The sequence below is a fragment of the Microvirga sp. ACRRW genome, assembly GCF_022346925.1.
In the GTDB taxonomy this organism is placed as follows: Bacteria; Pseudomonadota; Alphaproteobacteria; order Rhizobiales; family Beijerinckiaceae; genus Microvirga.
The window spans coordinates 26,530-38,839 of the sequence record NZ_JAKRNJ010000004.1; the positions used below are offsets into that span (position 1 = coordinate 26,530).

Here is a 12,310-nt window from a genome sequence, read left to right on the forward strand (position 1 = left end):
TCGGCTTACTTCGACGTCCAGCCGCCATCCATCGACAGGTTCGTGCCGGTCATCTGGCTGGCCGCGTCAGAGCAGAGGAACACGGCGAGCGCCGCCACCTGATCGACGGTCACGAATTGCTTGGTGGGCTGCGCCTCCAGCAGCACGTCATTGATGACCTGCTCCTTGGTGAGGCCGCGCGCCTTCATGGTGTCGGGGATCTGGTTCTCGACAAGCGGCGTCCAGACATAGCCGGGGCTGATGCAGTTCACCGTGACGCCATGGGTCGCCACCTCCAACGCCACGGTCTTGGTGAGACCCGCGATGCCGTGCTTGGCGGCCACATAGGCCGACTTGAAGGGCGATGCCACGAGGGAATGGGCAGAGGCGGTGTTGATGATGCGGCCCCATTTGCGGGCCTTCATGCCGGGCACGGAAGCGCGGATGGCGTGGAAGGCGGAGGTGAGATTGATCGCGATGATCTGATCCCATTTCTCGACCGGAAATTCCTCGACCGGCGAGACGAACTGGATGCCTGCATTGTTGACGAGAATATCGACGCTGCCCAAGGTCTTCTCGGCCTGATGGATCATGTCGGCGATCTCATCGGCCTTGAGCATGTTCGCCGGCGAATAAACCGCCTTCACGCCGAAATCGCTCTCAATGGCCGCGCGGGTCTTCTCGATCTCGGCCGCGTCACCCAGGCCATTGATGACCACGTTTGCGCCTTCCTTGGCGAGCGCCCGGGCGATGGCGAGGCCAATACCGCTGGTGGAGCCGGTGATGACGGCATTCTTGGATTTCAAAGTCATGATCTACTCCGCATGGGCCGCTATGGGCCCCAGGGGCCCTCAAGATGGGCTTTGACATAGCACGAAGGGGGAAGCGGAGTTGAGCCTATCAAAAAGGAGAATGTCGGGTCTGCCGCCAGCGGCCACCCTCACCTGCTCTCGATGCATGGCCTAAGGTCAACTCTTGCCATTGTCGCCCCCTTGCCAATGTGAGACAGAACGGGGGCAACGACTGAATGGGTGAATGGTGCAGACACCACGCTTCCTTCCCTGCGGAGACAGCGCATTGACCGTCGAGTTCGGGAGCACGATCAGCCCCGATCTGAACGGCAAGGTGCTGGCGCTCGATGCCCTGCTGCGGGATGACCCGCCTGCGGGCCTTATCGAGACGGTTCCAACCTACCGTTCCCTTACCCTGCAATTCGACCCGACCGTGCTGGATTACGACGCATTGATCCGCCGCCTCGAAGAAGCCGCGCGTGATCTCCAGCCGCAGGATGCGACCGGCACACGCTGGCGCGTGCCCGTAGTCTATGGCGGAGAATACGGAATCGATCTGGAGGATGTGGCGCAGCACCACAACCTGACACCCTCGCAGCTCATCGAGATCCATGCGAGCGCCGTCTACAGAATTTACATGATCGGCTTCCTGCCGGGCTTTGCCTATCTCGGCGGGCTCGATCAGCGCATCGCCACATCGCGGCGCACGCAGCCGCGTCTCAAGGTTCCCAGCGGCTCGATCATGATCGGCGGCGAGCAGGCCGGCATCGTGCCGATGGAGATGCCGAGCGGGTGGCATCTTCTGGGACGCACGCCAGTCTTAAGCTATTCGCCGGAGCGCGATCCCGCCTTTCTGTTCGCCGCCGGAGACGAGATCGTGTTCGAGCCCATCGACGCCGCGCGCTGGAATGACCTCGAACAAGCAGCGCTCGCGGGCGAGCCTGTCGCGCAGCGGGTGAACCCATGACGAGACTTGTTGTGCAGAGCTGCGGTCCGATGACGAGCCTGCAGGATTGGGGCCGCATCGGTTATCAGGGCTTCGGCGTTTCGCCTTCCGGCGCGATGGATCGCCGCTGCCTTGCCATGGCGAATGCGCTCGTCGGCAATGCACCGGACACAGCCGCCATCGAATTCATGAATCTCGGCGGCACATTCACTTGCGACGGTAGTGAGTTGCATGTGGCTCTGGTCGGTGCGGGCTGCACGGCCAGCATCAACGATGCGCAGGTTGAGCCCAACACGACCCTGGTGCTGCAGGAAGGCGATGTGCTGAAGGTCGGCCATGCGCGCGAAGGCACCTTCGCCTATCTCGCTGTCGCAGGCGGGTTCCAGATCGAGCCGCAATTGGGCAGCCTGTCCTTCCATCCGCGCTCACGCCTCGGCGGCTTGAACGGCGCGCCGCTGAAGGCGGGCGACCGCCTGCCCTGCAAGCCGGATGCGCAACAAGCCGCACCGATGCATCTGCCGCTCGATCCTCTCGAGGAAAGCGGCCCGATCCGCGTGATCATGGGCCCGCAGGACGATTACTTTACCGAAGGTGCCATCAGCACATTCCTGAACAGCGAGTTCACCATCAGTCCGCAGGCCGACCGCATGGGCTTTCAGCTCAATGGTTCTCAGCTCGAACACGCGAAGGGCTTCAACATTGTCTCGGACGGCATTGTCGACGGCCACATCCAAGTGCCCGGCAGCGGCCTTCCCATCGTTCTCATGCGCGATCGGCAGACGGCGGGCGGCTATCCGAAGATCGCGACGATCATCAGCGCCGACCTCGCACGCTTCGCGCAGATGCGACCCGGATCAGCGGTGCGATTTCGCGCCGTCTCGCGCGAGGAAGCGGTGACGGCGGCGCGTCAGATAAAGGATTGGATCGCCACACTTCCATCCGCGCTCGTGCCGCTGCGCTTCGATCTCACGACGGAGCATCTTCTGAGCACGAACCTGATCGGCGGCATGGTGGATGCGCTGTCGCCGAAAGCCTCCGATCATTCAGCCTAGAAAAATTCGGGGCGCTGAATTCAGCGCCCCGTTTCTTACTTCGTCTTCACACCGCTCTCATCCGAGCGGTCCGGCGCGCCCAATGCCTTCGCCTCGCGGCGGCGCTCGTGCAACACGTATTCGGTATAGCCGTTGGGCTGCTCGACACCTTTGAAGATGAGGTCGCAGGCTGCCTGGAAGGCGGGGCCGTTGAAGTCGGGAGCCATAGGCTTGTAGAGCGGATCGCCCGCATTCTGCCGGTCCACCACTTCCGCCATGCGGCGCAGGGTCTGCATGACCTGCTCCTGAGTGGCGATGCCGTGGCGTAGCCAGTTGGCGAGATGCTGACTGGAAATGCGCAGCGTCGCGCGATCTTCCATCAAGCCGACATCGTGAATGTCCGGCACCTTCGAGCACCCGACGCCCTGATCGATCCAGCGCACCACATAGCCGAGGATGCTCTGACAATTGTTGTCGAGTTCCTGCTGCACCGCATCCGGCGCCCAGTTGGATTGCGACACCGGAATGGTGAGGATGTCCGAGAGCTTCGCGCGCGGGCGCGATTTCAACTCAGCCTGACGCGCAGGCACGCTCACCTGATGATAGTGCAGCGCATGGAGCGTCGCAGCCGTCGGCGACGGCACCCAGGCGGTGTTGGCGCCTGCCTGCGGATGGCCGATCTTCTGCGCCATCATGTCCGCCATCTTGTCGGGCGCGGCCCACATGCCCTTGCCGATCTGCGCATGGCCCGGCAAGCCGCAGACTAAGCCCACATCGACGTTGTTGTCCTCATAAGCCTTGATCCACGCCATCGACTTCATGTCGTTCTTGCGGATCATCGGGCCTGCTTCCATCGACGTATGAATCTCGTCGCCCGTGCGGTCGAGGAAGCCGGTGTTGATGAAAACGATGCGCTCGGCAGCCGCCTTGATGCAGGCCTTGAGGTTGACCGTCGTGCGGCGCTCCTCGTCCATGATACCCATCTTGAGCGTATTGCGCTGAAGCCCAAGCATGTCCTCTACGGCGGCAAAAAGATCACTGGCGAAGGCCACTTCGTCCGGCCCATGCATCTTGGGCTTCACGATGTAAACGGAACCCGCGCGGCTGTTGCGAAGTGTGCCCTTGCTCTTCAGATCGTGGATCGCGATCAGCGACGTGACAGCCGCATCGAGAATGGTCTCGGGAATCTCCTTGCCGGCCTCGTCCAGCACCGCATCCGTGAACATGTGGTGTCCCACGTTGCGCACCAGCATGAGGCTGCGGCCATGGAGGCGAACTTCACCGCCATTCGGTGCGGTATAGACACGATCGGGATTGAGCTTGCGCTCGATGGTGCGTCCGCCCTTCTCGAAACTCTCGACAAGGTCGCCCTTCATCAGGCCGAGCCAGGTGCGGTAAACCTCGACCTTGTCGTCGGCATCCACCGCAGCGACCGAGTCCTCCAGGTCCATGATGGTGGATACCGCCGATTCGATCACGAGATCGGCCACGCCCGCCGGATCGTCGGCACCGATGGAGCTCGAACGATCAATCTTGATCTCGATATGCAGGTTGTTGTGACGCAGCAGGATCGCGGAGGGATTTTCCGCATCGCCCTGGAAACCTGCGAGTTGCGCGGCATCCCTCAAGCCCGTCTCGCCGCCGTCCTGCAGCTTCACGACGAGCGCGCCACCGCGAACGGCATAACCTGCCGCATCCCTGTGGCTGCCCTTGGCGAGAGGCGCCGCCTGGTCGAGCAGCTCGCGGGCACGGGCCACCACCTTGGCGCCGCGCACCTTGTTGTAGCCGCCGGTGCGATTGGCGCCGTTCTCCTCGGAGATCGCATCCGTGCCGTAGAGAGCATCATAGAGGCTGCCCCAACGGGCATTGGCGGCGTTCAGCGCGTACCGGGCGTTGGAGACCGGCACGACGAGCTGGGGACCTGCGATGCGGGCGATTTCGTCGTCCACGTTCTGCGTGTTGACGGAAAAATCCTCGGGCTCCGGCAGCACATAGCCGATATGCCTCAGAAAATGCTCGTAATCGGCCTGATCCAGCGGACGCCCGGCCCGGGCGCGGTGGTAATCGTCGATCTGCGCCTGAATCTTGTCGCGGACGGCCAGAAGCTCACGGTCGCGCGAAGCAAAGTCCCGTACCAGCCCCGCCAGACCTTTCCAGAAGGCATCGGTCGATACGCCCGTGCCGTTGAGGGCCTCCCGCTCGATGAAGTCATGGAGGACCGATGCAACCTGGAGGCCGTTCGTCTGGGCGCGCGTCATTGTTCCCGCTTTCGTGGAGTGGACATCCTTGCCTTAGAGGTTAAGGCGCAGCGACTAAAAATGAAGATAGCCGCTCTTTCCATGAGACAAAGGAATGATGCGGCGCACAATCTGAAACAAGGCAACAAAAAAGCCGCCCGAAGGCGGCTGTTTTTGAGAGGATTTGGTGGAGCCAGGCGGGATCGAACCGCCGACCTCTTGCATGCCATGCAAGCGCTCTCCCAGCTGAGCTATGGCCCCTTGAAATCCGCGGCGTTTGGGGCGCCGCGGCGTCTCTATAGTCGGGTCTGGTCCGAGGTTCAAGCCTCTTCGTCGTCTTCCAGATCGCTATCGATCAGGTCGGAGACGTCGTCGTCGCCCTCTTCCTCGTCCTCGAGGAAGGTGTCGTCGCTGTCGTCATCGCCCACGTCGATGTCGTCATCGACCGAGATGTCCTTCTCGTTCTCGCCAGCCTCGACCTCGTCGAGGGAGACCATCTCCGGGCCGGCGGCGTCCAGCTCGGTGTCCTCGTCGTCATTTTTGACGGCGGCGCGGGCGACCGCGGGCGCAGCGGCGCGGCTCAGGGCCACAGCCTGGAAGACGGTGCCGCATTTCGGGCAGACCGCCGGGTCCCTGTTGAGATCGTAGAATTTCGCGCCGCAGCTCATGCACTGGCGCTTCAAGCCGAGTTCCGGTTTGGCCACGGGTGATGCCTTCAAGAAATGAATGGTTGGGAACGCTCCCCTAGTCATGAGGGGAGGCCTTGTCAAATAGGAAATTGCGAAGAAGCGTCCACCCCTGCCACCTAGCGCGTGACGGAGCGAGACGCTCGTGTTAGAGCCCGCCCAAAGAGAAGGCTCAAGGAATTAAGAGAATGTCCCACGCGCATGGCCCTGCCACCCCCGTCTCCAGCAGGTCTGGGAACGCCCTGAAGGGGCGTATCCGCGTTCCCGGCGACAAGTCCATTTCCCACCGTTCGATGATTTTCGGGCTTCTCTCCATCGGCGAGACCCGGGTCGAGGGCCTGCTCGAAGGCGACGACGTGCTGCGCACGGCGGAAGCCTGCCGGGCGCTCGGCGCCACCATCACCCGGGAGGCCCCGGGCCGCTGGCGGATCAAGGGCATGGGCATCGGCGGGCTCGTGGAGCCCAAGGACGTTCTCGACTTCGGCAATGCGGGCACGGGATCGCGCCTCATGATGGGCGTGGCAGGCAGCCACCCGATCACCTCGACCTTCGACGGCGACGCTTCGCTCCGCAAGCGGCCCATGCGCCGCATTCTCGACCCGCTCGTGCAGATGGGCGTCACGGTGGTAAGCGAGGCCGAGGGCGGGCGCGTGCCCCTGACCCTGCGCGGCCCCAAGGAAACGCTGCCGATCACCTACGAGACCCCAGCCGCTTCCGCCCAGATCAAGTCGGCGATCCTGCTCGCGGGCCTCAACTCCCCCGGCAAGACCACCGTGATCGAACGCGAGGCAACCCGCGACCACACGGAGCGGATGCTGCGCCATTTCGGCGCCACGGTCGATGTCGCCCCCCACGGCGAGGATGGGCGCGCCATCACCCTCCAGGGCCAGCCCGAGCTTCGCGGCACGGATATCGTGGTGCCGACCGACCCCTCCTCCGCCGCCTTCCCTCTGGTGGCGGCTCTCATCACCCCCGGCTCCGACATCGTGATCGAGGGCGTGATGATGAATCCGCTCCGCACGGGCCTCATCACCACCCTTCTGGAAATGGGCGCCTCCATCGAGCGCCTGAACGAGCGCGACGAGGGCGGCGAGACCGTGGCTGACCTGCGCGTGCGCCACAGCAAGCTCACCGGCGTCACGGTTCCCCATGGCCGGGCGCCTGCCATGATCGACGAATACCCGATCCTGGCGGTTGCAGCCTCCTTCGCCGAGGGCACCACCCGCATGCAGGGCCTCCATGAGCTGCGCGTGAAGGAATCGGACCGGCTCGCCGCCGTGGCGGCGGGCCTCGCCGAGGCTGGCGTCGAGCATGAGATCGAGGGCGACGACCTCATCGTCCATGGCTCCAAGTCTGTGCGCGGCGGCGGCAAGCCGGTGAAGACCCATCTCGACCACCGCATCGCCATGTCCTTCCTCGTGATGGGCTTTGCCAGCCAGGAGCCGATGATTGTGGACGACGGCGCCATGATCGTGACGAGTTTCCCCTCGTTCATCCCGCTCATGCGCGAACTCGGCGCCACGATTCAGGACTGAGCCGCCCATGATCATCGCCATCGATGGCCCCGCCGCGTCGGGCAAGGGAACCCTGGGCAAGCGCCTCTCGGAGCATTTCGGCTTCGCGCATCTCGACACCGGCCTGCTCTACCGGGCGGTCGCCCGCGTGATGCTCGATCGGGACCTCGACCTGAACGATCGCGACGCCGCCCATGAGGTGGCGCTCAATCTCGACGTGACCCATCTCGACGACCCGCGCCTGCGGGGAGCCCAGATGGGGGAAGCAGCCTCCGTGATTTCGGGCTACCAGCCCGTTCGCGATGCGCTCCTCGCCTTCCAGCGGCAGTTCGCCGATCAGCCCCCTGGAGCGGTGCTCGACGGACGCGATATCGGCACCGTGGTCTGCACTCACGCCGATGTGAAATTGTTCATCACGGCCGCTCCCGAGGAGCGAGCCCGCCGCCGCCACCTGGAACTCCAGAAGCGGGGCGAGCAGACGGAGTATTCCACAATTCTTGAGGATATCCGCCGCCGCGACGAACGTGACATGAACCGTGCCTCGGCTCCCCTGAAGCCGGCGGCCGACGCGGTGACCCTCGACACCACCCATCTCGACGCCGACGCGGCCTTCCAGGCAGCGCTCGATCTCGTCAAAGCAAAGACTGCCTCATCATAACGTGACCTTGCGTCAGCCTTAGAAGCTGGCACACTGAGCGAACCGGCCTATCTCCCTTCCCAAGGAGAATACGATGGTTCGCTCAGCGGTGACTCTTCTTGCGGCAGGACTAGCTTTGCTGTGGGCCGGCTTTGCTCCACCCGCATGGGCGCAGGGCGACACGGAGGTCGACCTTGCCCTGGTCATCGCCGTCGACATTTCCTTCTCCATGGACACGGACGAGCAGGCCCTTCAGCGGGAGGGCTTCGCCCAGGCCTTCCGCTCTCAACAGGTCCATGATGCCATCCGGGGCGGAATGCTCGGCAAGATCGCGGTCACCTACATGGAATGGGCGGGATCGCCGGACCAGAAAGTCATCGTCCCCTGGACGATTCTCGACAACCCTGAGAGCCTGATGGCCTTCGCGGACAAGATCGCCTCGACGCCGCTGCGCCGCGCGCAGCGCACCTCCATCTCCAGCGCCATCGATTTCAGCGTAAAGCTGCTCGAATCCAGCAACATGCAGAGCACTCGGCAGGTGATCGACGTATCGGGCGACGGGCCCAACAACCAGGGCAGAGGCATCGTGCAGGCCCGCGACGAGGCGACGGCCAAGGGCATCACCATCAACGGCCTGCCGATCATGCTACGCAAGCCCGGTTATCTCGACATCCCAGAGCTCGACGTCTATTACAAGGATTGCGTGATCGGCGGTCAGGGAGCCTTCACGGTTCCCGTCCGTGAGCGGGACCAATTCATCGAGGCCATCAAGACGAAGATCCTGCTTGAGATCGCCAACCTCATGCCCGAACAGCCTCCCCTCATCAAACGCATCCAGAACACGCCTCCCACCAATTGCCTGGCCGGCGAGATGCAGTGGCGCGACCGCTGGAACAACTGAGCCGCATTCCCATGAAGCAACTGACTTTGGCGCTCGTGGCCCACGACGCCAAGAAGAACGACATGGCCGAGTTCGTCGCCATGTTCGAAAACGACATTCGCCCTTGCACGCTGTTTGCCACGGGCACCACCGGCGGGCGCATCATGGAGCGCTGCCCGGCGCTCTCCGTCACGCGCCTGAAGAGCGGCCCGCTCGGCGGCGACCAGCAGATCGGCGCGATGATCGCGGAAGGTAAGATCGACGCACTGTTCTTTTTCGTCGATCCTCTCTCGCCGCATCCGCATGATGTGGACGTGAAGGCTCTGATGCGCCTGTCGCTGGTCTACAACATCCCGATGGCCCTGAACCGCGCAACGGCGGAACGACTGATCAAGACGTTTCGGGATTAGGTCCCGCGCGGCTTCGCGCGCCGTGTCGGCGGTGCTGTGAGGGGATCGTCCGGCCAGGGATGCTTCGGATATTGCCCGCGCATGTCGGCACGCACCGCTGCCCATGACCCACGCCAGAAGCCCGGCAGATCGCGTGTGATCTGGATGGGCCGCTGCGCGGGCGAGAGCAGATGCAGAATGAGCGGCACGCGCCCCGCCGCGATGGCGGGATGCTTGTCGAGACCGAAGAGTTCCTGCACGCGCACGGCCAGAACCGGCCCTTCCTCCGCACTATAATCGATGGGAATCTGCGAGCCTGTCGGCACCTCGATATGCGTCGGCGCCTCCGCATCGAGACGGCGTTGCAAGTTCCACGGCAGAAGACTGCGCACAGCCTCGCTTAAGGTGTCGGCGCCAATATCGTTAAGGCTCGACTTGCCCACGAGATGCGGCGCAAGCCATTCCGCTGCCGTTTCCGCCAGAGCTTCGTCCGACAGATCGGGCCATTCATCGCCTTCGGCCTTGCGCAGAAACATCACGCGCTCGCGCCACTGCGCCAGCGCCTTCGACCACGGAAGCGCATCGAGCCCCAGCGACACGAGTCCCTCGGCGAGCGCACTCGCCGCTTCCTCGGTCGCGGGCACCTTCAGCGGGCGCTCGTTGAAGACAAGCGCGCCGAGACGGCGCACGCCGCGCGCGCGCAGGGCCTTGGCCTGACGGTCGAACGCGACCTCATCTTTCTGGTCGATGTGGTCCGCAAAAGCGATCTCGATTTCCTCAAGCGCAATGGGTGCTGCCGCGAGAATACGCGCGGAGGCAGCTCCGCCTGCAATTTCCGCGATGGCAAGATAAGGCTCCTTTGCCAAGCGCTCATGCGCTTCGAGCGATGCGCCTCGGCCATTGGCCATGAGATATTCACCGGGCTTGCCGCGAGCTTTCGCGAGACGGTCGGGATAGGCGAGCGTGAGCATAGCGCCGAATGAGCACGGCTCGACTTTCGCGGAATGTCCTTGAGCCTTCGCCCAACCCTCCGCCATGCGCCGCATGTCTTCCGCGCGCCGCGAGCGATCACGGCGGAAGCGTTCGACACGCTCGGTCAAATCCACCATGTCGCCGCCAAGCCCGCGTTCCACGAGAACGGCGGCGAGATCGGCGGCATCGCGCGCCTGTCCGCTCTCACCCGCCATTAGAATCATCCGCGCGAGACGCGGCGGCAATGGCAGATCACGCAGACGCCGCCCGACTTCAGCGATGCGCCCTTCATCATCGAGCGCTTCAAGCTGCTGAAGAAGCGCTCGCGCCTCCTTCACCGCAGGTGCTGGCGGCGGATCGAGGAAAGCGAGCGTCGTAGGATCGGTTACGCCCCATGCGGCGCAATCGAGAAGCAGTGGCGCGAGATCGGCTGCGAGAATTTCAGGACGCACGAAGGGTTCAAGCGCGCCTGTCGCCGCCTCTTCCCACAGGCGATAGCAGACACCGGGCTCCGTTCGTCCCGCGCGACCCCGGCGCTGGTCGGCGGCGGCGCGGGAAACACGCACGGTCTCAAGTCGCGTGAGGCCGATATTAGGCTCATAGACCGGCACACGCGCGAGACCTGAATCGATCACCACACGCACGCCTTCAATAGTGAGCGATGTTTCGGCAATGGATGTCGCCAGAACCACCTTGCGGCGCCCTGGCTTTGCGGGGCTCACCGCCAGATCCTGTTCGCCGCGATCGAGCGCACCGTAAAGCGGCGCGATGTCGACGGCAGAATCGGTGATGCGCTCGCGCAAGATCGTCTCAACGCGGCGGATCTCACCCTGCCCCGGTAGGAACACGAGAACCGAGCCGCTCTCCGCGCGCAAGGCGCGCGTGACAGCGTCCACCGCTTGCTCCTCGATGCGCCGGTTGGGATCGCGGCCGAGATAACGCGTCTCCACGGGATAAGCTCGGCCTTCGGATTCGATGACCGGCGCATCGCCCAACAGCTTCGCGACGCGCGCCCCGTCGAGCGTGGCCGACATGACGAGCAGGCGCAGATCCTCCCGCAGGCCGCCCTGTGCATCGAGCGCGAGGGCAAGCCCGAGATCGGCATCGAGGGAACGTTCATGAAATTCGTCGAAGAGCACGGCGGCGATGCCGTCGAGGCTCGGATCGTCGAGGATCATGCGGGCGAACACGCCTTCGGTCACCACTTCGATCCGCGTCCTGCGGCTGATCTTGGAGCCGAGGCGCACGCGAAGGCCCACTGTCTCGCCCACTTGCTCGCCCAGCGTCTGCGCCATGCGCTCGGCAGCGGCTCGGGCCGCCAGACGGCGGGGCTCCAACACGATGATCTTCCCGCCCTGCACCCAGGGCTCGTCGAGCAGCACCAGCGGCACGCGCGTGGTCTTGCCCGCACCGGGCGGAGCGACGAGCACCGCATTGGCGTGCGCCTGCAGGCTCGCCGTCAGATCGGCGAGGACCGCGTCAATGGGGAGGGAGGTGTCGAAAACGCGCATGAAGCCTGATGGCTCAAGCCTGATCGAAGAGCAAGCCTTTCACTAAACCGCCTGTGTCATCCCCGGCCCCTTCGGACCACTGGGGATGACGGAATGAGCCCATTAGACCGGGAAGCCGTAGTGCCGCAGCTCGGCGGCAAGATCGACCTGCTCGTCGGGATAATGGATCGCGTGCATGCCCACATGACGCGCGCCTTCGACATTGGCCCGGGAATCGTCGATGAACACGCAATCCTCCGCCTCGAGCCCATAGCGCTCAAGGAGGAGACGATAGATGGGAGCATCGGGCTTCAGCAACTGCTCGTCGCCAGAGACGATGATGCCGTCGAAGCCGTCAAGGAACGGATAGACCTCTTTCGCCAGCACGAGTTTGGGGCCGGAAAAATTCGTGATGCAGTAGTTCGGCACATTCGCTTCACGCAGCTTCTGGAGAAGAGCGACGTTCTGCTCGAAAACGCCAGCCACGGTTTCGGGCCAGCGCTCGTGATACGCGCGGATGGCGCTTTCATGCGCGGGATGATCCTTCACGAGAAGCGCCACAGCCTCGTCCCAATCGCGGCCCCGGTCCTGCTCCAGGTTCCAGGAATTGGTGCAGACATTGCCCAAGAACCATTCCATCTCCGTCTCATCCGGGAAGATGCGGCGGTAGAGATTGCGCGGATCCCAGCGCAGCAGAACGTTGCCGATGTCGAACACGACGGTGGTCGGTTGCCGAATGCTCAAGATTTGCCCCTCTT

The 12,310-nt window shown here is 63.8% G+C and carries 11 protein-coding genes and 1 tRNA gene; 6 read left to right on the plus strand and 6 right to left on the minus strand.

Translation table 11 applies throughout. The annotated features are described in order from the left end of the window. Window positions 1–5 precede the first annotated feature (5 nt). A complete protein-coding gene (locus MHY87_RS10345) occupies window positions 6–791 on the minus strand; it encodes a 3-hydroxybutyrate dehydrogenase (RefSeq protein WP_239351567.1) in 786 nt (261 codons plus the stop codon). A gap of 223 nt (window positions 792–1,014) precedes the next feature. Between MHY87_RS10345 and pxpB the strand changes: the two genes are divergently transcribed. Next, window positions 1,015–1,737 carry a 5-oxoprolinase subunit PxpB gene (gene pxpB / locus MHY87_RS10350; RefSeq protein ID WP_239351568.1) on the plus strand — a complete coding sequence of 241 codons (723 nt, stop codon included), beginning with the start codon at window positions 1,015–1,017 and terminating at the stop codon, window positions 1,735–1,737. Next, on the plus strand, window positions 1,734–2,768 hold the full coding sequence (locus MHY87_RS10355) for a biotin-dependent carboxyltransferase family protein (protein WP_239351569.1): 1,035 nt from the start codon (window positions 1,734–1,736) through the stop codon (window positions 2,766–2,768). The genes pxpB and MHY87_RS10355 overlap by 4 nt, the downstream gene beginning before the upstream one ends. A gap of 35 nt (window positions 2,769–2,803) precedes the next feature. Here the strand turns inward: MHY87_RS10355 and MHY87_RS10360 are convergent, their stop codons facing one another. From MHY87_RS10360 to MHY87_RS10370, 3 genes are all read right to left on the minus strand, one after another. Further along, window positions 2,804–5,005: a malate synthase G gene (locus MHY87_RS10360; protein WP_239351570.1), complete on the minus strand. Its 2,202-nt coding sequence runs from the start codon at window positions 5,003–5,005 to the stop codon at window positions 2,804–2,806. A 164-nt stretch (window positions 5,006–5,169) separates the two neighbouring features. Next, window positions 5,170–5,245 (minus strand) — tRNA-Ala (locus MHY87_RS10365). 59 nt (window positions 5,246–5,304) lie between these two features. Next, window positions 5,305–5,688 (minus strand): TIGR02300 family protein, encoded by a 384-nt coding sequence (locus tag MHY87_RS10370; protein ID WP_239351572.1) that lies wholly within the window; start codon window positions 5,686–5,688, stop codon window positions 5,305–5,307. A 170-nt stretch (window positions 5,689–5,858) separates the two neighbouring features. Between MHY87_RS10370 and aroA the strand changes: the two genes are divergently transcribed. The 4 genes from aroA to MHY87_RS10390 all read left to right on the plus strand — a co-directional run bounded on the left by aroA (window position 5,859) and on the right by MHY87_RS10390 (window position 9,111). Further along, window positions 5,859–7,205, plus strand: coding sequence for a 3-phosphoshikimate 1-carboxyvinyltransferase (aroA, locus tag MHY87_RS10375; protein ID WP_239351573.1), 1,347 nt, complete (start codon window positions 5,859–5,861; stop codon window positions 7,203–7,205). A 7-nt stretch (window positions 7,206–7,212) separates the two neighbouring features. Next, entirely contained in the window at window positions 7,213–7,842 is a 630-nt protein-coding gene (cmk, locus tag MHY87_RS10380) for a (d)CMP kinase (RefSeq protein ID WP_239351574.1), read from the plus strand. Window positions 7,843–7,915: 73 nt separating this feature from the next. After that, window positions 7,916–8,722, plus strand: coding sequence for a DUF1194 domain-containing protein (locus MHY87_RS10385; RefSeq protein WP_239351575.1), 807 nt, complete (start codon window positions 7,916–7,918; stop codon window positions 8,720–8,722). Window positions 8,723–8,733: 11 nt separating this feature from the next. Continuing rightward, window positions 8,734–9,111 (plus strand): methylglyoxal synthase, encoded by a 378-nt coding sequence (locus MHY87_RS10390; protein ID WP_239351576.1) that lies wholly within the window; start codon window positions 8,734–8,736, stop codon window positions 9,109–9,111. On the opposite strand, the gene hrpB is transcribed toward MHY87_RS10390, so the two are convergent. After that, window positions 9,108–11,573, minus strand: coding sequence for an ATP-dependent helicase HrpB (gene hrpB / locus MHY87_RS10395; protein WP_239351577.1), 2,466 nt, complete (start codon window positions 11,571–11,573; stop codon window positions 9,108–9,110). The two genes, MHY87_RS10390 and hrpB, sit on opposite strands and share 4 nt — an antisense overlap. Before the next feature lie 102 nt (window positions 11,574–11,675). After that, window positions 11,676–12,296 (minus strand): HAD family phosphatase, encoded by a 621-nt coding sequence (locus MHY87_RS10400; RefSeq protein ID WP_255726523.1) that lies wholly within the window; start codon window positions 12,294–12,296, stop codon window positions 11,676–11,678. Window positions 12,297–12,310: the final 14 nt, after the last annotated feature.

Coding starts and splice junctions, on each gene's coding strand:
- MHY87_RS10360 (WP_239351570.1), bottom strand. CDS start 5,005: ATGACGCGCGCCCAGACGAACGGCCTCCAGGTTGCATCGGTCCTCCAT.
- MHY87_RS10345 (WP_239351567.1), bottom strand. CDS start 791: ATGACTTTGAAATCCAAGAATGCCGTCATCACCGGCTCCACCAGCGGT.
- MHY87_RS10355 (WP_239351569.1), top strand. CDS start 1,734: ATGACGAGACTTGTTGTGCAGAGCTGCGGTCCGATGACGAGCCTGCAG.
- cmk (WP_239351574.1), top strand. CDS start 7,213: ATGATCATCGCCATCGATGGCCCCGCCGCGTCGGGCAAGGGAACCCTG.
- aroA (WP_239351573.1), top strand. CDS start 5,859: ATGTCCCACGCGCATGGCCCTGCCACCCCCGTCTCCAGCAGGTCTGGG.
- pxpB (WP_239351568.1), top strand. CDS start 1,015: ATGGTGCAGACACCACGCTTCCTTCCCTGCGGAGACAGCGCATTGACC.
- MHY87_RS10385 (WP_239351575.1), top strand. CDS start 7,916: ATGGTTCGCTCAGCGGTGACTCTTCTTGCGGCAGGACTAGCTTTGCTG.
- hrpB (WP_239351577.1), bottom strand. CDS start 11,573: ATGCGCGTTTTCGACACCTCCCTCCCCATTGACGCGGTCCTCGCCGAT.
- MHY87_RS10390 (WP_239351576.1), top strand. CDS start 8,734: ATGAAGCAACTGACTTTGGCGCTCGTGGCCCACGACGCCAAGAAGAAC.